Genomic DNA, 18,236 nt, shown 5'->3' with positions numbered 1-18,236 from the left:
CAGTAACTAAATAGGCGCTCCGCAAATTTTGCGAGCATGAAGACGCTGCTCCTCAACAGCGAGGACGTACACCACAACGCTCGGATGCCGGAGCTCATCCGAGCCGTCGAGGACGCCTTCGCCGCCTACGAGCGCGGCGACGCGCAGATGCCGCCGAAGTCGTACATCGACCTGCCGCAGTACAACGGCGACTTCCGGTCGATGCCCGCCTATCTGGAGGCCGCCGACTGGGACGCCGCCGGCATCAAGTGGGTGAACGTCCACACGGACAACCCCGGCGACCACGACCTGCCCACCGTCATGGGGACGATGATCTACTCGGACCCCGAGACGGCGTTCCCGCTCGCCATCATGGACGGCACCGAGTTGACGATGCAGCGCACCGGCGCGGCCGCCGCCGTCGCCACCGACCACCTCGCCGTCGAAGGGGCGAGTTCGATGGGTATCGTCGGCGCGGGCGTCCAGTCGTACACGCAACTGCGAGCGATTTCCGAAGTGCGGCCCATCGAGGAAGTCGTCGTCTCCGACCTCGACGAGGAGCGCGTCGCGCGCTTCCTCGACACCTTCGAAGACGAGTTCGACATCCGCGCGGGCAGCATCGAGGAGGCCGCCTCCTGCGACGTGCTCTCGACGGTGACGCCCGTCGAATCGCCTATCGTCCCCCGTGAGGCCGTCGGCGAGCACACCCACATCAACGCGATGGGCGCCGACGCCGAGGGGAAACACGAACTCGCCGACGAGGTGCTTCTGGACGCCAAACTCGTCATCGACGACTACGAGCAGACGACCCATTCCGGCGAGATCAACGTCCCCTACAACGCGGGCGTCCTCGGCGACGACGACATCTACGGCCAGATTGGTGAAATCGTGGTCGGGAAGATAGCGGGCCGCACGGAAGACGACGGAATCACCGTCTTCGACTCGACGGGCCTGGCGATTCAGGACGTCGCCGCCGCCCACGTCGTCTACGAGCACGCCGACGAGAACGACAACGGCTACCCGTTCGACCTGATGGGTCTGGACGGGTAGGCGTCGGTTAGGAGCTCGGGCTTCGTCGCCGTCTCACGTTACTCCGCTTCCGTCTCGTCGGTTTCTCTGCGCCGGTCGATGCGTTCGAACACCCGCGTGAGCAACCAGACGATTATCACGAACGGGAGCAGCGGGACGATGAGAATCACCAGAAGCAGCGCGTACGTCAGGCCGATGACGTTCATCTCGGTGTCTGGGCGACTCTTGTACCCCGGGGTCACCGTCCGGTAGGCTTTCGTCATCAACCCCGGCGTCTCGTCGTCGGAACTCATGAGTGAGTGTACGACGTCCGCCGGATTAAGCGTTGGTCGGCCGACGGGTCGTTCTCGTCGAACCGGCGGCAGTCGCAGCGCCGAAAGGACGAAAAACGCGTCTGTGCGCCGACTACGCGCCGATTCCCATCCCGAGGAACAGAGTCATCGTGATGGCCATGATGATGAACCCCGCGACCATGGCGACGGTGGTGTAGCCGAGGATGTCGCGGGCGCGTAGTTGCGCCAGCGCGAGCGCCGGAACCGCCCAGAACGGCTGAATCATGTTCGTCAGTTGGTCGCCCATCATCTCGATGACGACGGCGGTGTACAGCGGCATGCCGAGTTCCCGTGTCGTCTCGAGGAGAATCGGACCCTGTGCGACCCACTGACCGCCACCGGAGGGGACGAACACGTTGACGATACCCGCGCTGATGAGGCCGAGCACCGGCCACGTCAGCGGCGTCGCGATGTCGGCGAAGAAACCGGCGATGGCCGCGGCGAGTGCGGTTCCCGTGAGCAGTCCAGCGATACCTGCGTAGAAGGGGAACTGAAAGAGGATGCCGGCGACGTTCTTCACGCTCTTGTCCATCTGCGTGACGATGCGCTTCGGCGTCACCCACAGTACGATGGCGCAGAAGATGAAGAACGCGTTGATGGTGTTGAGGTTGATGGCACCGAGACCGCTCTGAAGGACGTCGGAGAGGAAGTAGTACGCCGGGAACAGCGCGATAATCAGACCGAGGAACCGCGAGTTGTTGAGACGGTCGGCGGCGGTAACGCGCGACTGTTCCCCTGTAGCGACGCCGCCGTCGGCGGCGACGCCGGAGTCGGGTGCGTCGTCCTTCGTCTGCAGGCCGGTCGCGATCTCGTCGTAGACGTTCTCCGGTAGTTCGGTTATGTCCTCGCTACCTTTCGGGTGGAGACTCCCCATTACGAGGGGGATGACCGCGAGCAGGAGCACGACGGTGACGATGTTGGTCAGACTACCGATGGTCTCACCGAGCGGGATACCGCCCTGTGCGTACTCGGGGAACGTCGACGGGATCGCCGCCGGGTCGGCCATGATGAGACCGCTCGACGTGGTGATGCCGGAGTGCCAGATCATGAGCGCCGTGTACCCGGCGGCGATGAGAAGCGGGTAGTGAAGCTTCAGTCCCTTCTCCTTGCCGCGGAACGCCACCTGACGGGCGATGACCGCGCCGACGATGAGGCCGATGGCCCACGAGATGAGACCGGCGAGCATGGCGACGAACGAGGTCAGCGCGACGGCCGAGAACTGCGATTTCGGGAGTCCGGCGATTCGTCGTAAGAGCCTCGACACCGCGGGCGACTTCGCGATGGCGTCGCCGACCATCAGCGTGAGCGCGAACTGGGCCATGAACACCAGCAACGTCCAGACGCCGCCGAACCACGCGTCCATCACGCCCGTCGGCGAGGTGCCCACCAACAGCGCCCCGACCGCAGCGATGAGCGTGAGAATGATGACGAGCACGTACGGGTCCGGTACGTACTCCATCGCGATGTCTGCAAACCATTCGCCTAGTCGTTTCACCGGGTCAGTAAGTGCCATACGCTACAGTCCCGAATGAATAATTCATACATAATGGTTTGCCATGTTATCGCATCACAGTCGACAGAAAATTGAGGTTATCTGATATACGTTACTGGTATCGTCACTACTTGCCATTTCCGCCGAGGTCGTCGGTCCTCCGCCGCAATCACCGGTTCTCCGGCCCGACCGTCCCCGCCGCGGCCTTCCGGCGACGTGACGCTTAAGCACCGGGGCCACGGACACACCGCCGATGAACGATGTGTGTGTGGTTGGCACGGGAACCACCGAGTTCGGCGTCCGCGAGGAGGGCATCGTCGAACTCGGCGTCACGGCGGTCGGGCGGGCGCTCCGCTCCTGCGACGTCGACAGGGAGGACGTCGACGCGCTCTACCTCGGGAACTTCGTCGCCGGGATGCTCGAAGGACAGGAAACGCTCGCGCCGCTGGTCGCCGACAGCGTCGGTCTCGTCGGCGTCCCGACGATGAAGACCGAGGGCGCGTGCGCGAGTTCGGGTATCGCGTTCAGACAGGCGTATCAGGCGATCCGAACCGGTATCCACGACGTGGTCGTCGTCACCGGCGTCGAGCGGATGACGAGCGCCGAGACGTCGGAGTTCACCCGCGCGCTCGGAAGCGCCGCCGACCACGGCACCGACGGCGCGACGGGGTTGACGTTTCCGGGCTTCTACGGGCTCGTGCTCGACCGCTACATGCACGAGTACGGCGCGACCCGCGAGCAGGTCGCCGCCGTCTCGGTGAAAAATCGGAGAAACGGCGCGTCGAACCCGCGGGCGCGGTTCCGGTCGCCGGTGACCGTCGAGGACGTCGTCGACTCCCGACTGGTCGCTGACCCGCTCCGCCTCTACGACTGCTGTCCCGCCGCCGACGGGGCCGCCGCGGTCGTGCTCGCGTCGGCGGACGTCGCCGACTCGTACACCGACGCGCCGATACCGGTGCTCGGCAGCGGACACGCGACGGGCCGAAGCGCCGCGTACCGCTACGACGACCTGACGACGCTCGAAGCGACGACGCTGGCCGCCGAGGAGGCGTACGACGAGGCGAACATCTCGCCTTCGGACGTCGACGTCGTCGAACTCCACGACTGTTTCTCGGCGGCCGAAATCGGTGACTCAGAGGACCTCGGCTTCTTCGAGAAGGGCGAGGGCGCGGCCGCCGTCGCCGAGGGTCGGACCGCAGTCGACGGCGAAGTTCCCATCAATCCGAGCGGCGGGTTGCTCGCGAAGGGTCACCCGGTCGGTGCGACCGGCATCGGCCAGATTTACGAAGTGTGTCTGCAGTTGCTCGGCGAACACGAGAACCAGGTCGACGGAGCCGAGGTCGGACTGGCGCACAACCTCGGCGGGAGCGGTGCGGTGAGCACCGTCACCGTCCTCGGAGGGCCGTCGCGTGTCTGAGTCGCCCCCGAGGTTCCCGGCGACGCGGTGCGCCGACTGCGGGCTGTTGTACGGCCACGAAGCGTACATCTGCCGCGAGTGCGGCTCCGAGACGTTCGCGGAGGCACCGCTCGACGGGACTGGGACGGTGTACGCGCGGACGACGATTCGGGTTCCGGGGTCCGACCAGCAGGGAGAGGAGCCGTTCGAGGTGGCCGTCGTCGACGTCGGCGGCGAGGAGACGGTGAGAGTGACCGCGCGCCTCGAAGAGAACCCCGAACTCGGCCCCGACGACCCCGTCGAGTTCGTCGACAGACGAGACGGCGTCTTCTACTTCCGGGCGGCGTAACGCTCCGGGGGTCGAATCGCCGTCTCGGGGTCGAACTTTTCACCTCCGGAACCAATGGCTCCCCATGCGTGCCATACGGTACCACGAACACGGCGACCAGGACGTGCTCCGCGTCGACGACGTCGAGAAACCGACGCCGAGCGAGGGCGAGATTCGAGTCGAACTGAAGGCGGCGGGCGTCAACCCCGTCGACACCTACTTCCGCGACGGGTCGTACCAGCCCTTCACGCTCCCGATGGTTCCCGGCGTCGACTTCGCGGGCGTCGTCGACGAAGTGGGGACAGGAGTCGAGGGCTTCGACGTCGGCGACCGGGTGTTCGGAACTGGGTTGGGAAACGACCGCTACGGCAGCACGGCCGAGTACGTCATCGCGCCCACCGACCGAATCGCTCACCTCTCGGACGGCGTCTCGTTCGTCGAAGCGGGCGCGGCGGGCGTCGCGACCGTCACGGCGTGGCGGGCCATCGTCGACCACGCGGCGCTCGAACCGGCGGAGTACTGTCTCGTACACGGCGGCAGCGGCGGCGTCGGTCACGCGGCCGTCCAGATCGCCGCCGCGTCGGGCGCTCGCGTCGTGACGACGGCGAGCGAGCGGTATCACGACGCCCTCTCGGAACTCGGCGCGCGGACGGTTCTCGACTACGAACGCGACGACCTCCAGTCGGCGGTCGCGGAGGCGACCGACGGCGGTCCGAACGTCGTCGTCGACCACATGCTCGAACGTTACCTGCAGTTCGACTGCGACGTCGCCGCGCCGTACGCCCGCATCGTTCTCTTCCGCAACCGACATCTCGAAGCCGGGTTCACGAACGTCCCCGCCGCCGGGGGGAAGGAACTGCAGTTCCACCTCATGAGCATGTACAACGCGCCGCGGCTGGCCGACCCGCTGGCGCGCGTCGACCGCCTGCTGGCGGACGGTCTCCTGCGCGTCGAAGTCGCCGGCGAGTACGGCTTCGACGAGGTGGCCGAGGCCCACAGGCGGGTGCGCGAGGAGAGCTTCCTCGGAAAACTCGTCGTCGTTCCCTGACGGCTCGTGGAACGACCGCCGTCGGCCGCTACGCCCCGTCTTCGCGGAGTTCGACGCGGCGAATCTTCCCGCTCGACGTCTTGGGGAGTTCGTCGAGGAACTCGACCTCCCGGGGGTAGGCGTGTTTGGCGAGTCGCTCGCGAACGAACCCCCGAATCGAGGCGGCCACCTCGTCGTCGTGGCCCCACCCCTCGGTCGTGACGACGTACGCCTTCACGAGTTCGCCGCGCTTCTCGTCGGGGACGCCGACGACGGCCGCCTCCGCGACCGCCTCGTGTTCGAGCAGCGTGCTCTCGACCTCGAAGGGGCCGATGCGGTAGCCCGACGAGAGGATGACGTCGTCGGCGCGGCCGACGAACCAGAGGTAGTCGTCGCCGTCGCGTTCGGCGGCGTCGCCGGTCAGAAACAGCTCTCCGCCCTCGTGTTCGACCCACGCTTCGGCGGTCTTCCGCGGTTCGTTCCAGTAGCCCCCGAAATACGTCGCCTCGCCGCGGGCGACCGCGAGTTCGCCGACTTCGTCGGCCTCGGTTTCGGCCCCCGTCTCGGGGTCGACGACCCGGACGTCGAACCCCGGGAGCGGCCGTCCCATGCTCCCCGGCTTCACGTCCATCTCGCAGGCGTGGTGGTTGCCGGCGACCATCCCGCACTCGGTGACGCCGTAGTGGTCGTACACGGTGACGCCGAGTTCCTCGTCGAACCAGCGCATCACCTCCGGGTTCAGCGGTTCGCCCGCGCTGTTGCCCTTCCGCAGCGAGAGGTGGTACGACTCGTGGGCGTCGCCGGCGGCGACGAGTCCGCGATACGCCGTCGGACTCGTGGCGAGGCTCGTCACGTCGTAGCGCTCCATCACCGCGTACCAGGCCTCGGGGTCGAACTCGCCCTCGTAGAGCACGTTCGGCACGCCCATACTCACGGGAGCGATGCCCGCCGTCAGCAGGCCGTACATCCACCCGGGGTCGGCCGCCCCCCACACCGTCTCGCCGTCGCCGAGGGCCATCGAGCACTCCAGATACGGGTAGAGCGCCGCCAGTACTCGATGCGTGAGTTCGCAGCCCTTCGGCGGGCCGGTCGTCCCGCTCGTGTACTCCAGCGTGCAGAGGTCGTCGGCGGACGTCTCGGCCGTCTCGTACGTCGACGGTTGGTCGGCGACGAGCGCCTCGTACTCGATATCCTCGCCGTCGAGGTTTTCGCCGTCATCGCCGACGACGCCATCGGCGTCACTGCCGCCGACGCCATCGCCGTCGGGTCCGTCGCCCCGACGGTCGATGACGACGACGTTCTCGATACCCACCTCGTCCTCGACGGCGGCCACCTTCTCTCGGTACTCGGTCGTCGTGAACACCGTCTTCACGCCCGCGTCGGCTGCGCGGACCTCGATGGCGTTCGGGCCGAACGCCGTGAACAGCGGGACGTACACTGCGCCGCGTCGCCAGATACCCAGAAACGTCGGGTAGAGCTCCGGAAGACGAGGAACGAGCGTCGCCACGGGTTCGCCACGCTCGACGCCCAGCGATTCGAGGGCGTTCGCCACCCGCGCGCTCCGCTCGTCGAGGTCGGCGTAGGTGAGCGTCTCGCGCTCGCCCTCGGCAGCACCCTCCCAGTAGAGCGCCGGGCCGGAGCCGACGTGCCGACAGACCGTCTCGTGGGCGACGTTGAATCGGTCGGGGGCGTTCCAGTCGAACCCCGCCCAGACCTCGCCCCACGAGAAGGACGCGCCGAGTTCCTCGTACGTCGTCATGGCCGTCCACTCCCGTCGGCCAAATCGGTCACGTCGGTCGCGTCGGTCGAGTCGGTCGAGTCGGTCGAGTCGGCCGAGTCGGTCGAGTTAGCCGAGTCGGTCGGATTCGGTCGCCCCTCCGTGCGTTGTGTGCTCATACCATGGCGATTCGAACAGGAGGGCATAAACTTCGGTGTCGAGGCGAGGTACCGCCTCACTCGGCGAAGTCGGGGTCTCGGCCTTCGAGAAACGACAGCGCCCCCTCGCGGGCGTCCGGCCCCGAGAAGAGGTAGCCCAGTCCGTTCCGCATCGCCTCGTCCTCGCCCGCAAAGCGCAGCGACGCGTTGAGCCACGTCTTCGTCGTCTCCAGCGACGCGGGCGAGGAGCGCCCGAGCGCCGCGACGATATCCGAGACGGCGTCGTCGACCTCGCCGTCGTCGACGGCTCTGGCGAACAGCCCCCACTCGACGGCCTCCTCGGCACCGAGTTCCCGACCCGTCAGCGCGAGGTCGGCCGCGCGCTGGCGACCCACGAGGCGGGCGAGTCGCTTCGCGCCGTAGAACGGGTACGCCCCGATACGCGTCTCCGGGAGTGCGAAGACGGCGTCGCGGGGGGCGACCGTGAGGTCTGCCGACATCAGGAGTTCGAACCCGCCGCCGTAGGCCGACCCGTTCGCCTTCGCGACGACCGGCACTGGCGAGCGTTCGATAGCGCCGAAACAGCCGAGTACCGTATCCGCGAGTTCGCGGGCGTCCCGGGGGTTCTCGACGTCGGCGAGCGACCCGATGTCGTCGCCCGCGCAGAACACGCGCCCGCTTCCGGTGAGGACGATTGCGCGAGCACCGTCGTCGTCGGCGCGCCGCACTCCGTCGGCGACGGCGTCCCACATCTCCAGCGTCATCGCGTTCAGTTTCTCGGGGCGGTCGAGACGAACCGTGCTCACGCCGTCGGCGAACTCGTAGCTGACGTGTTCAGTCATGTGGTGACAACCCGCACAGTACCGGATAGTTCGTGCGGTTCCGGAAAACACGGGAGCGAGTGCGTCAGCGACTCGCGGGTGAGGGCGTCAGCGACTCGTGAGTGAACGCGTCAGCGACTCGCGGGTGCCAACGCCTCTATCGTCCGAAGCGTCAGGTCGTCGTCTGCCTGTCGCGGGACGGTGACCATCGGTCGGTCGAGCACGTCGAGGTCGAGAATCGTCTCTAATCGCCCTCGGGCCGCGTCGGGCGTTCCGGCGACGCCGAGCGCGCGGACCATCTCGTCGGTAACGGCGTCGCTCGCCGCGGCGCGGTCGCCGCTCCGCCACGCTTCGGCCACTCGGTCGGCCTCCTCGGGGAATGCGGTGGCGACGGCGCGTCGATAGCCCTCGCCGCTGCCGACGTAGTAGGCGAGGTGACCGCGGACGGCGTCGTACGCGTCGGTTTCGTCCTCGGAGACCGCCGCCGGAACGTACGGCGCGACGGCGATGTTTTCCGGGTCACGTCCGGCCTCGCGCGCCGCGTCGGCGACGACATCGAACGCCTCCGAGAGACCCTCGAACGGGATGTTGTGCGGAATCCAGCCGTCGCAGACGCGGCCGGTCGCCCGTCTGTTCGCCGGGCCGAGCGCCGCGTTGTACACCGGCACGTCCGCGTCGAGGCCGGGGAAGTCAGCCACCTCGAACAGTTCTCCCTCGTAGTCGACGGCGTCGGCGTCGCTCAGGTAGGCTTTGACGAGTTCGACCGTCTCGTGGATGCGGCGGACTGGCTGGTCGTAACTCGTCCCGTGGAGGTCTTCGACGGCCTTCGGCGTGCTCGCGCCGACGCCGAGGGTCAGACGGCCGGGAGCGAGTCGGTCGACTGACGCGGCGGCCATCGCGATGACCGCTGGCGACCGCGAGAACACGTTGACGATGGCCGTGCCGAGGTCGATTCGTTCGGTCCGCATCGCGAGTTCCGCGAGTTGGACGAACGCGTCGGTGCCCCAGAGTTCGCTCACCCAGACGGCGTCGTAGCCGAGTTCCTCCGCCCGCTCGGCGACCGAGGCGGGTGACTCGGCGGCGACGTCCGGGAGCAGCAGTCCGAGCGAGGTCGGCATCCGCTACTCCTCGTACCGCGTGACGTTCTCCAGTTCGGAGTCGTCGATTTCGGAGAAGGCGTCGCGGGCGATGACGCGCTTGTGCACCTCGTCCGCGCCGTCGACGAAGCGGAACTGCCGGACGTTCTGGTAGAAGTCCGCGAGCGGGAGGTCCTCGCCGACGGCGTTCGCGCCGCACATCTGCATCGCCGTGTCGATGGCCTCCTGGACGACGTTCGACGTGTAGAGCTTGCTCATCGACACCTCGATTCTGGCCTCGTCGCCCGCGGTGATACGGTCGGCGGCGTGGCGGACCATGCAGCGCGCCGCGTGGAGTTCGGTCTCGGCCTCGGCCACCGAAAAGCGGATTCCCTGTTTCTCGGCGACGGGCGAGCCGAACGCCTCGCGCTGGCTGGTGTACGCCTTCGCCACGTCGAGCGCGCGCTGGGCCATCCCCGAGTAGCGCATGCAGTGGGTGAGTCGCGCGGGACCGAGACGCTGCTGGGCGATGGAGAAGCCCTCGTTCTCCTCGCCCATGAGGTTCTCGACGGGGACGCGGACGTCGTCGAACTTGATTTCGGCGTGGCTCGTCCCGAGCAGTCCGTCGGCCATGTGCGGGATGCCGCGCTCGACCTCGACGCCGGGCGTGTCGGCGGGGACGAGGATGATGGAACAGCCGCTGTAAGGATGGGCGTCGAAATCCGTGCGGGCCATCACGAGCAGGATGTCGGCCTCAAGTCCGTTCGTCGTCCACCACTTGTGGCCGTTTATGACCCACTCGTCGCCCTCCTTTCTCGCCTCGGTCTTGAGCATCTTCGGGTCCGACCCGCCGCCCTGCATCGGCTCGGTCATGCAGAAGCCGGAGCGGATCTCTCCGGCGACGAGCGGGCGGAGCCACTCCTCTTTCTGCTCCTCGGTGGCGACGAGTTCGAAGGTGTGCATGTTGCCCTCGTCGGGGGCGTCGACGCGGATGGCGGGCGCGGCCAACAGGCTCCGCCCGGCCTCCTCGAACGCCGGGAGCACGTCGCGGAACTGCATCCCCATCCCGCCGTACTCGGTCGAAATCTGCGGCGCGTAAACGTCGCGCTCGCGGGCTTCGTCCCGCAGGTCGGCCAGTCGGTCCTCGCCTATCGGCCCGTCGCCCAGCAGGTCGCGCTCGACGGGAATCACCGTCTCGTCCACGAACTCGCGGACGCGTGCCGCGACCGCCTCCGCCCGTTCGGAATCGTCGTACTCCATAATCGTTCATGCGCGTTCTGTGCTAAAAGTTCTCTCACCGCGGCGATTTGCCGCTGGAGGGCGCGGAACGCGCGCCTTGGGGCGTTATCGGGCGTATCCGACGGTTCGCCAGCGTTGGCGGTCCGTCGGCATCAGACGGCTCGTCGGCATCAGACGGCTCGTCGGACTCGAACGGGTCACCGTTACCGGGCGGTCCACCCGCCGTCGACGGCGAGACAGGCGCCGGTGACGTAGCTGGCGGCGTCGCTCGCGAGGAAGACGACCGGCCCCGCGAGTTCTTCGGGGTCGGCGAAACGGTCCAGCGGCGTCCGGTCGACGATGGACTGCCTGAGCGTGTCGTTCTCGCGCACCTCCGCCGTGAGGTCGGTAGCGACGTACCCCGGCGCGACGACGTTCGCGCGCACGTCGGGAGCCCAGTCGAGCGCGATGCTCTTCGTGACGCCGACGAGGCCGTGCTTCGAGGCGACGTAGGGATGCTGCCGCGGGAGGCCGACGACGCCGCCGACGCTGGCGACGTTGACGAGCGAGCCGCCGTCGCTCTCGGCGAGGTACTTCGCGGATTCCTGCGCGCAGCGGAACGCCCCGCGGAGGTTCACGTCCAAAACGAAGTCGTAGCCGTCGGGGTCGACGTCCTCCGGTCGGCCGAGCGCCGCGGCGGGGTTGACGCCCGCGTTGTTGACGACGACGTCGACGCCGCCGAACGCGTCGGCCGTCCGCTCGAACAGCGCTCTGATGTCCTCGTCGTCGGTCACGTCCGTCGGGGCGACGAGGCTCTCGGCGCCGTAGGACTCGATTCGCTCGGCTGCCGCTTCGACGTCCGACTCGGTTCTGGAGGTCGGAACGACCGTCGCGCCGGCGGAGGCGAGGCCCTCGGCGATGGCGAGGCCGATGCCGCGCGTGCCCCCGGTGACGACGGCGACGCGACCGGTGAGGTCGAACTGGTCGAGCGCGTTCATCGGCTCACCTCCTCGGAGGTGGCGTCCGAATCGGACGCTGGCTCGGATTCGCGGTCCCAGTGGTTCACGCTCTCCTCCTTCTCCCGCGTCCGGAGCTTCTGTTTCTGTATCTTCCCGGTCGGCGTGTACGGAAACTCCTCGACGAACTCGATATATCGAGGGATTTTGAACGAGGCGAGTTGGTCGCGGCACGTCTCGACGACCTCCTCCTCCGTCAACTGGTGACCCTCCTTGACGCTGACGAGCGCCTTCACGACCTCCGTGTAGAACTCGTCGGGACTCGGGATGACCGCCACCTCGTCGACGGCGTCGAGCGCCTTTATCACCCCTTCGACCTCGTACGAGGAGATGTTCTCGCCCGCTCGCCGGACGATGTCCTTCTTGCGGTCGAGGAAGTAGACGAAGCCGTCCTCGTCGAGTTTGCCGTAGTCGCCCGTGTAGAACCAGCCGTCGTGGACGGCCTCGGCCGTCTTGTCGGGTTGGCGGTGGTAACCGGCCATCAGCGCCGGGCAGTGCTGGATTATCTCGCCTTTCTCGCCGGTCGGGACGGGGTCGCCGTCGTCGTCGACGACCTTGATTCGCTTCTCCGCCGGCGGGAGCCCGATGCTCCCGATGCGACGTTTCTCGGGGTCGGTCGGGTTGAGCATCAGAAGCGGGTCCTCGGTGAGCGAGTAGCCCTCGACGACGCGCAGGCCGAAGCGCTCCTCGAACGGTTCGATGAGTTCCGGCGGCGTCCCCGCCGAGAAGACGAGTTCGACCGGGTTGTCCGCGTCGTCGGGCGACTCGGCGACGTTGTCGAGCATCTTCAGCATGCTCCCCATGGCGTTGAACTCGGTGACGCCGTGCTCGCGGCACCAGTCCCACCAGCGCGAGGAGGAGAAGCGCTCGTAGATGACCACCTCCGCGCCCGCCGCCGCCGCGCCGAGCGTCGAGTAAATCTGGGCGTTGGCGTGAAACAGCGGCAGCGCGGTGAACAGCGTGTCCTCGTGGGTGAAGCCCATCCGCTTCTGGAAGTCGACGGCGCTCAGCGTCCAGTTCTCGTGCTGGCACTCGACGGCCTTCGGCGGCCCCGTCGTCCCCGAGGTGTACATGTGGAGGCCGACCGAGCTCTCGTCGCCGTCGTGGGAGTCGACCTCGGTCGACTCGTCGGCCGAAAGCGCCGGCAGCGACTCGTAGTCGTCGACGGCCTCGGTCGTCAGGATTCGCTCGACCGAGGTGCCCTCAACGGCTTCCTCGGCAACTTCGAGCAGCTCGGGTGTCGTAACGAGCAACTCGGGCCGCGAGAGCTCCAGCGAGTGACGCAGTTCGTCGGGTTTGTACTCGGGGTTCGACGGCGCGGTGATGCCGTCGAGGTAGCCGTTCGCGAACATGAGAAACAGGAACTCGGGGCAGTTCGGCAGAAAGAGGCCGACCGCGTCGCCCGCCTCGACGCCGAGCGACGACAGCGCGTTCGCGTAGCGCTTCGACTCCTCGGCCGTCTCCTCGTAGCTGTAGCGCTCGTCGGGAAACGTCAGAAACGGCTTCTCCGGCGTCTTCTCCACCCGGCTTTCGAGCAGTGCTTCGATGCGCATTCGTGGTCGGGGGTACGTCCATCCACCACATGTAGGTTGTTATTCGTGAACATTTGTCTTAGCGCGCGATCAAGTCACCAGTCAACATTTATCACGGTTCGGCGTCCGGGAGTCGTATGGTGCGCGAACACCGGTACGAGGCCGCTCGGTTCGTCTGGGGCGAGAACGCCATCGGACGGCTGGACGACCTCTTACCGGAGGCGGGGGTCGAACGGGCGATGGTCGTCTGCGGCGAGCACGTCGGCGCGAACGAGGAACTGATGGGCGCAGTCGAGGACGCCCTCGGCGAGCGTCACGTCTACACCTACACCGGCGCGCGAGGCGACACGCCGCTCCGAACCGTGGAGGCGGGTGTCGAGGTGTTCCGCGACCACAACGCCGACGGCCTCGTGAGCGTCGGCGGCGGCAGCGCCAGCGACACGGCGAAGGCGATCTCCGTCTTCGCGGCCGAGAACGACCGCGACCTCCACGAGATGAAGACGCAGACGACGGAAGACGGGGAGTCGCACGTTCCGGAGCTCCCGGCGACGAAGACGCCCGTCTTCGCGGTGTCGACGACGCTGTCGGCCGCCGAGGTGTCGAACATCTTCGGCGTCACCGACGAGGAGGCGGGAGACAAGGCGGTGGTTCTCGACGAGAAGATTCGACCGCAGGCGTGCATCTACGACTCGGCGGCGACGGCGACGACGCCGCCCGCCACCGTCGCCAGCACGGGGATGAACGCGCTCGACCACGCGGTGGAGATTCTCTACTCCGACGGCCACGCGGAGAACCCGTTCTACCAGGCGACCGCCGAGAAAGCCATCGACCTGCTCGTGACGAACCTCCCCGCCGCGGTCAACGACGGCGACGCCGACGCGCTCGTCGACGCCCAACTGGGGGCCGGCCTCAGCGGTCTCGGCATCGTCGGCGGTATCAGCATCAACCACGGCATCAACCACCCGCTCTGCGCTCGCCACCCCGTCTCGCACGGCGACGGCAACAGCATCCTCCTGCCGCACGGCATCCGCTTCACGTACGACGCGGTGCCCGAGCGGATGGCGCGCCTCGCAACTGCGCTCGGCGTCGAAGTCGAGGGCGATTCGGCGACCGACGAGGCGACGCTGGAGGCGATGTGCGACGTGGTTCGGGACCTGCAGGAGGAGATAGGCGTCCCGTACCGCCTGCGCGACGTCGGCGTCGACCGGGACGACTTCGAGGCGATGGCGAAGATCGCGGCGCACGACTCGGCGATGGCGAACAACCCGAAGCGGGTCACCGAGTCGGACATCGTCGATATCCTCGAAGCGGCGTGGTGAGGGTGGAGTGACGAAGTCGAACCGAGTCGCTCAGATGCGTCGTTCCTCGCCCTCCCAGTACTCCTCGCGCAGTTCCGTCTTGAGCACCTTCCCGTAGGAACTCCGCGGGAGTTCGTCGACGATTTCGACCGACTTGGGTTTCTTGTACGCCGCCAGCGACTCCGCGCAGCGCGCTTCGACCTCCGCGGCGAGCGTTTCGCCGTCGGTATCGGCTCCCGGCCGCGGTTCGACGACGGCCGTCACCTTCTCGCCCCAGTAGTCGTCGGGGACGCCGATAACCGCGGCGTTCGAGACGGCCTCGTGGCCGATGACCACCTCTTCGACCTCTCGGGGGTAGACGTTCATCCCGCCGGTGATTATCATGTCCTTCTTGCGGTCCATGATGTACAGGTAGCCCTCGTCGTCGACGCGGCCGATGTCGCCGGTGCGGAGCCAGCCGTCCGAGAACGCCGCCTCGGTCTTCTCCGGGAGGTTCAGATAGCCCGGAGTGACGTGCGGCCCCGTCACCACCACTTCGCCGGGTTCGCCGGGTCGGACGTCTCGGCCGTCGTCGTCGACGATGCGGACGTGCGCGATGTCGACCTCGCGTCCGGCCGAGGCGAGTCGCTCCCCGTCACCTTCGAGCGCCCGACGATGGTCCTCGTGGTCGAGCAGCGTCACCAACATCGGACACTCCATCTGTCCGTACGACTGGACGAACACGTCGCCGAGGCGGTCCATCCCCTCGGCGAGTCGCGCGGCGCTCATCGGCGACCCCGCGTAGTAGACGTTCTTCAGCGAACTCGTGTCGCGGTCGCCGTCGTACTCGTCGAGGAGTTTGTACACCATCGTCGGCGCGAGAAAGACGGTGTTGACGCCCCGGGACTCGACCGCGCCGAGGAATCGGTCGGGGGCGAATCCGTCTTCGAGGTGGTTCGTCCCGGCCGACAGAACCGTGGATTCGACCAGAAAGCCCGAACCGTGCGTCAGCGGTGCGGCGTGCAGCGTCACCTCGCCCGCCCGCTGGTCGAGCGCGTCCCTCAGCCCGAGCGCCGTCGAGAGCCACGTCCCGTGGGTGTGCAGGACGCCCTTCGGCCGGCCGGTCGTTCCGGAGGTGTACATCACCGCGCAGGGATGGTCGAGCGACACGTCCGCGGGCCGGTCGGTCGGGTCGGCGTCCAGAAGCGAGTCGTACGACCGGACGTTCCCGTCCCACGACTCGTGGAGGGCTTCGTCTTCGCCGTCGACAACGACCGTCGCACGTAGCGACGACTCCATCGTCCCGCAGTGGTCGGCGAACGACGTCTCCGTGACCAGCACGTCCGCGCCCGCGTCGTCGACGAGCAGGTCGTGCTCTCGGGGGGTGAGCATCGAGTTCAGGGGCACTTTGCTCGCGCCGAGCCGGTAGAGCGCGAACGACGTCTCGACGAACGCGGCGTGGTTCTTCGTCAGCAGTGCGACCCGGTCGCCGCGTTCGACGCCCAGTTCGGCGAATCCACTCGAAAGTCGCCGGACTCGGACGGCTAGCTCCTCGTAGCTCCGCTCTCCGCGGACGCCGCGACCCGACAGCGCGACGGCGTCGGGGTGGTGTCGCGCCGTCCGCTCCAGCGCGTGTGCGAGATTCATGCTATCCGCTAGCACAAATCGTGCATAAAGCTTCGCCCGGGGGGAGCAGTTATGAGGTGTGTTCTCGTACCACGGACCGATGTCAGGACCGGTTCGCTACTACGACGACCTCTCGGTCGGCGACACCTTCGAGACCCGCGGGCGCACCATCACGGAGACGCACCTCGTCACCCACGCCGGCAACACCGGCGACATGAACGAACTACAGATGAACGCCGCCTACGCCGCCGACACCGAGTTCGGCGAGCGACCGGTTCACGCGCCGCTGACGTACTCGGTGATGGAGGGGCTCATCACGAGCGACTTCCGAAACGAGGCGTCGAACGTCTGTTACTACGGCCTCAACTCGATGCGGATTCCCGCGCCGACGTTCGTCGGCGACACCGTCTCCGTGAACCGGGAAATCGTCGACAAGCGCGACAAGTCACCGGGCGGCATCGTCGCGTTCCGCGACGAAGTGACGACCGACGACGGGCGGACGGTGTTGGTCTGCGAGACGCTGGAGTACATCCGAAGCCGGCCGGAAGGGAAGTAGGCGGCGCCTCAACGTTCGTCCCCCGACCGTCGCCGGAAGAAACTCGTGATTCGCAGCGTCAACACGGTTTCGTCCGCTTGATTCGAGACGGTCTGTTCGACGGTGACGAGGCCGCGGTCGGGTTTCGACGCCGACGCCCGTTTGCCGACGATTTCGACGCGAACCGAGAGCGTGTCGCCGGCGCGGACCGGCGCGAGGAAGTTCGCCTCCTCGATGCCGGTGCCGCCCATCACGGACGTGTGCGCGTAGAAGTCGTCGGTGACGAGACGGTTGGCGAGCGCCATCGTGTGCAACCCGCTGGCGACCAGGTCGTCGAACACTGATTCCTCGACGGCCTCGGCGTCGACGTGGAACGGTTGGGGGTCGTATCGGTCGGCGAACGCGATGATCTCGGCGCGGGTCACGGTTCGACCGCCCGTCTCGAACGCGTCGCCGACGGCTAACTCCTCGAAGTGCAGCGTCTCCGTCGGATTCATTCGCTCACCACCCCTGCGACCCGTCGATAACGTCGCGGGCGTACGCGACGAGTTTCGGCGTCCCCTCGTCCATGGCGGCGTACAGCGGGTCGTCGCTGTCGCCGGCGAGGTGGCGCGCGTAGAACATCTCGCAGACCGCCGCCAGTTTGTACGTCGCCAGCGCCAGGTAGAACGTCGAGTGCTCGACGGCGACGCCCGAGCGTTCCTCGTAGCGCGCGGCGAGTTCGCGGCGGGTCGGATAGCCCTCTCGCGCCGTGAACGACGGCATCAGCTCGGGAATCGGCGGTTCGGCGTCGGGGTCGTCGTGCCAGAACAGGAGCATCCAACCCAAATCCGACAGGGGCGCGCCGAGCGTGCAGAGCTCCCAGTCGACGACGGCGGCGAGTTCCGGCGGCGTCCCCGGCGCGAGGATGACGTTGTCAAGTTTGTAGTCGCCGTGAACGAGCGTCTTCTCGGGCGATTCGGGCACGTTGGCTTCGAGCCACGACTCCACCTCCTCGCGGCCGGGCAGCCCCTCCGGGCGCTCGGTCCGACCGGCGGCCCACGCCATCTGCTTCTCCCAACGGTCGACCTGTCGTTCGAGGTAGCCCTCGGGGCGGCCGAACCCGCCGAGTCCGACGGACTCGAAGTCGAGCGAGTGAATCGCCGAAAGCGAGTCGACGAGTTCGCAGCCGAGTTCCGCCCGCCGCTCCGGGGTCGCAAAGCGCTCGGGTTCGTCGAGGCGGACCACGTCGCCGTCGACGCGCTCCATGAGGTAGAACTCGCTGCCGACGACCGACTCGTCCTCGCAGTGCAGCACCGTCGGCGGGACGGGGACGTCGGTGTCCTGCAGCGCGTCCATCACGCGATACTCCCGGCCCACGTCGTGCGCCGTGTCGGCGGTTTCGCCCGGCGGCGGCCGTCGCAGCACGAGGTCGCGGTCGCCCCACGTGACGAACAGTGTCTCGTTGGAGTGTCCCTCCCGGTGCCACTCGACCGAAAACGTCCCCGCGTCGCCGAGTTCGGACGCGAGGTACGTTCGGAGCCGTCGTTCGTCGACGAGTCGCTCCTCGTAACTCCGCTCGTTGGTCATCGGTAGCAGTTGACGAACGACCGCCTAAAACGCTCCGCCGGCGGCAGACGAGTCGGTAGCGCGGACGAGTCGAAGCGTCAGTCCGAAACAGCGGCGTCAGTCCGTAAC

The 18,236-nt window shown here is 67.4% G+C and carries 18 protein-coding genes; 6 read left to right on the top strand and 12 right to left on the bottom strand.

All coding sequences use genetic code 11. From position 1 onward, the window contains the following. The first annotated feature begins 36 nt into the window (after window positions 1–36). Complete coding sequence (locus tag FCF25_RS08310) at window positions 37–1,029, top strand: ornithine cyclodeaminase family protein (protein WP_137048152.1); 993 nt, start codon at window positions 37–39, stop codon at window positions 1,027–1,029. Window positions 1,030–1,067: 38 nt separating this feature from the next. Here the strand turns inward: FCF25_RS08310 and FCF25_RS08305 are convergent, their stop codons facing one another. After that, the gene (locus FCF25_RS08305) at window positions 1,068–1,301 is read right to left on the bottom strand and encodes a hypothetical protein (protein ID WP_117593210.1); all 234 of its coding nucleotides are present in this window, start codon (window positions 1,299–1,301) and stop codon (window positions 1,068–1,070) included. A 112-nt stretch (window positions 1,302–1,413) separates the two neighbouring features. Then, a complete protein-coding gene (locus FCF25_RS08300) occupies window positions 1,414–2,799 on the bottom strand; it encodes a short-chain fatty acid transporter (protein ID WP_168191222.1) in 1,386 nt (461 codons plus the stop codon). A gap of 286 nt (window positions 2,800–3,085) precedes the next feature. Here FCF25_RS08300 and FCF25_RS08295 point away from each other — a divergent pair, with 286 nt between their 5' ends. The 3 genes from FCF25_RS08295 (at window position 3,086) to FCF25_RS08285 (ending at window position 5,604) form a co-directional block, all read left to right on the top strand. Beyond that, on the top strand, window positions 3,086–4,249 hold the full coding sequence (locus FCF25_RS08295) for a thiolase domain-containing protein (RefSeq protein ID WP_137048150.1): 1,164 nt from the start codon (window positions 3,086–3,088) through the stop codon (window positions 4,247–4,249). Continuing rightward, the gene (locus FCF25_RS08290) at window positions 4,242–4,577 is read left to right on the top strand and encodes a Zn-ribbon domain-containing OB-fold protein (protein ID WP_137048148.1); all 336 of its coding nucleotides are present in this window, start codon (window positions 4,242–4,244) and stop codon (window positions 4,575–4,577) included. The genes FCF25_RS08295 and FCF25_RS08290 overlap by 8 nt, the downstream gene beginning before the upstream one ends. A 64-nt stretch (window positions 4,578–4,641) precedes the next feature. Continuing rightward, complete coding sequence (locus tag FCF25_RS08285; RefSeq protein ID WP_137048147.1) at window positions 4,642–5,604, top strand: NADPH:quinone reductase; 963 nt, start codon at window positions 4,642–4,644, stop codon at window positions 5,602–5,604. Between the two features lie 28 nt (window positions 5,605–5,632). Here the strand turns inward: FCF25_RS08285 and FCF25_RS08280 are convergent, their stop codons facing one another. The 7 genes from FCF25_RS08280 to FCF25_RS08255 all read right to left on the bottom strand — a co-directional run bounded on the left by FCF25_RS08280 (window position 5,633) and on the right by FCF25_RS08255 (window position 13,142). After that, entirely contained in the window at window positions 5,633–7,342 is a 1,710-nt protein-coding gene (locus tag FCF25_RS08280) for an acyl-CoA synthetase (protein ID WP_137048145.1), read from the bottom strand. Beyond that, window positions 7,339–7,479: a hypothetical protein gene (locus FCF25_RS15585; RefSeq protein WP_157972682.1), complete on the bottom strand. Its 141-nt coding sequence runs from the start codon at window positions 7,477–7,479 to the stop codon at window positions 7,339–7,341. The genes FCF25_RS08280 and FCF25_RS15585 overlap by 4 nt, the downstream gene beginning before the upstream one ends. Before the next feature lie 56 nt (window positions 7,480–7,535). Next, on the bottom strand, window positions 7,536–8,300 hold the full coding sequence (locus FCF25_RS08275) for an enoyl-CoA hydratase/isomerase family protein (protein WP_137048144.1): 765 nt from the start codon (window positions 8,298–8,300) through the stop codon (window positions 7,536–7,538). Window positions 8,301–8,410: 110 nt separating this feature from the next. Beyond that, a complete protein-coding gene (locus tag FCF25_RS08270) occupies window positions 8,411–9,397 on the bottom strand; it encodes an LLM class flavin-dependent oxidoreductase (RefSeq protein WP_137048142.1) in 987 nt (328 codons plus the stop codon). Window positions 9,398–9,400: 3 nt separating this feature from the next. Then, window positions 9,401–10,615: an acyl-CoA dehydrogenase family protein gene (locus FCF25_RS08265; protein ID WP_137048140.1), complete on the bottom strand. Its 1,215-nt coding sequence runs from the start codon at window positions 10,613–10,615 to the stop codon at window positions 9,401–9,403. A gap of 182 nt (window positions 10,616–10,797) precedes the next feature. Beyond that, the gene (locus FCF25_RS08260; protein ID WP_117593236.1) at window positions 10,798–11,571 is read right to left on the bottom strand and encodes an SDR family NAD(P)-dependent oxidoreductase; all 774 of its coding nucleotides are present in this window, start codon (window positions 11,569–11,571) and stop codon (window positions 10,798–10,800) included. After that, window positions 11,568–13,142: a class I adenylate-forming enzyme family protein gene (locus FCF25_RS08255; RefSeq protein ID WP_137048138.1), complete on the bottom strand. Its 1,575-nt coding sequence runs from the start codon at window positions 13,140–13,142 to the stop codon at window positions 11,568–11,570. Before FCF25_RS08255 ends, FCF25_RS08260 begins: the two co-directional genes overlap by 4 nt. 116 nt (window positions 13,143–13,258) lie before the next feature. On the opposite strand from FCF25_RS08255, the gene FCF25_RS08250 reads away from it, so the two are divergent. Continuing rightward, window positions 13,259–14,440 (top strand): iron-containing alcohol dehydrogenase family protein, encoded by a 1,182-nt coding sequence (locus FCF25_RS08250; RefSeq protein WP_137048136.1) that lies wholly within the window; start codon window positions 13,259–13,261, stop codon window positions 14,438–14,440. A gap of 30 nt (window positions 14,441–14,470) precedes the next feature. Here the strand turns inward: FCF25_RS08250 and FCF25_RS08245 are convergent, their stop codons facing one another. Continuing rightward, entirely contained in the window at window positions 14,471–16,045 is a 1,575-nt protein-coding gene (locus FCF25_RS08245) for an AMP-binding protein (protein WP_137048134.1), read from the bottom strand. A 79-nt stretch (window positions 16,046–16,124) separates the two neighbouring features. Here FCF25_RS08245 and FCF25_RS08240 point away from each other — a divergent pair, with 79 nt between their 5' ends. Next, on the top strand, window positions 16,125–16,580 hold the full coding sequence (locus FCF25_RS08240) for a MaoC/PaaZ C-terminal domain-containing protein (RefSeq protein WP_137048132.1): 456 nt from the start codon (window positions 16,125–16,127) through the stop codon (window positions 16,578–16,580). A gap of 8 nt (window positions 16,581–16,588) precedes the next feature. On the opposite strand, the gene FCF25_RS08235 is transcribed toward FCF25_RS08240, so the two are convergent. After that, the gene (locus FCF25_RS08235) at window positions 16,589–17,056 is read right to left on the bottom strand and encodes a MaoC family dehydratase (protein WP_137048130.1); all 468 of its coding nucleotides are present in this window, start codon (window positions 17,054–17,056) and stop codon (window positions 16,589–16,591) included. 4 nt (window positions 17,057–17,060) lie between these two features. Further along, window positions 17,061–18,128: a phosphotransferase family protein gene (locus FCF25_RS08230; protein WP_137048128.1), complete on the bottom strand. Its 1,068-nt coding sequence runs from the start codon at window positions 18,126–18,128 to the stop codon at window positions 17,061–17,063. Window positions 18,129–18,236 lie beyond the last annotated feature (108 nt).

Source organism: Haloprofundus sp. MHR1 (assembly GCF_005155585.1).
Classification (GTDB): Archaea; Halobacteriota; Halobacteria; order Halobacteriales; family Haloferacaceae; genus Haloprofundus; species Haloprofundus halophilus.
The sequence above is the reverse complement of the archived record's forward strand: the minus strand, read 5'-3'. Positions and strand labels throughout refer to the sequence as shown.

Coding starts and splice junctions, on each gene's coding strand:
- FCF25_RS08310 (WP_137048152.1), top strand. CDS start 37: ATGAAGACGCTGCTCCTCAACAGCGAGGACGTACACCACAACGCTCGG.
- FCF25_RS08305 (WP_117593210.1), bottom strand. CDS start 1,301: ATGAGTTCCGACGACGAGACGCCGGGGTTGATGACGAAAGCCTACCGG.
- FCF25_RS08300 (WP_168191222.1), bottom strand. CDS start 2,799: ATGGAGTACGTACCGGACCCGTACGTGCTCGTCATCATTCTCACGCTC.
- FCF25_RS08295 (WP_137048150.1), top strand. CDS start 3,086: ATGAACGATGTGTGTGTGGTTGGCACGGGAACCACCGAGTTCGGCGTC.
- FCF25_RS08285 (WP_137048147.1), top strand. CDS start 4,642: ATGCGTGCCATACGGTACCACGAACACGGCGACCAGGACGTGCTCCGC.
- FCF25_RS08280 (WP_137048145.1), bottom strand. CDS start 7,342: ATGACGACGTACGAGGAACTCGGCGCGTCCTTCTCGTGGGGCGAGGTC.
- FCF25_RS15585 (WP_157972682.1), bottom strand. CDS start 7,479: ATGAGCACACAACGCACGGAGGGGCGACCGAATCCGACCGACTCGGCT.
- FCF25_RS08275 (WP_137048144.1), bottom strand. CDS start 8,300: ATGACTGAACACGTCAGCTACGAGTTCGCCGACGGCGTGAGCACGGTT.
- FCF25_RS08270 (WP_137048142.1), bottom strand. CDS start 9,397: ATGCCGACCTCGCTCGGACTGCTGCTCCCGGACGTCGCCGCCGAGTCA.
- FCF25_RS08265 (WP_137048140.1), bottom strand. CDS start 10,615: ATGGAGTACGACGATTCCGAACGGGCGGAGGCGGTCGCGGCACGCGTC.
- FCF25_RS08260 (WP_117593236.1), bottom strand. CDS start 11,571: ATGAACGCGCTCGACCAGTTCGACCTCACCGGTCGCGTCGCCGTCGTC.
- FCF25_RS08255 (WP_137048138.1), bottom strand. CDS start 13,142: ATGCGCATCGAAGCACTGCTCGAAAGCCGGGTGGAGAAGACGCCGGAG.
- FCF25_RS08250 (WP_137048136.1), top strand. CDS start 13,259: ATGGTGCGCGAACACCGGTACGAGGCCGCTCGGTTCGTCTGGGGCGAG.
- FCF25_RS08245 (WP_137048134.1), bottom strand. CDS start 16,045: ATGAATCTCGCACACGCGCTGGAGCGGACGGCGCGACACCACCCCGAC.
- FCF25_RS08240 (WP_137048132.1), top strand. CDS start 16,125: ATGTCAGGACCGGTTCGCTACTACGACGACCTCTCGGTCGGCGACACC.
- FCF25_RS08235 (WP_137048130.1), bottom strand. CDS start 17,056: ATGAATCCGACGGAGACGCTGCACTTCGAGGAGTTAGCCGTCGGCGAC.
- FCF25_RS08230 (WP_137048128.1), bottom strand. CDS start 18,128: ATGACCAACGAGCGGAGTTACGAGGAGCGACTCGTCGACGAACGACGG.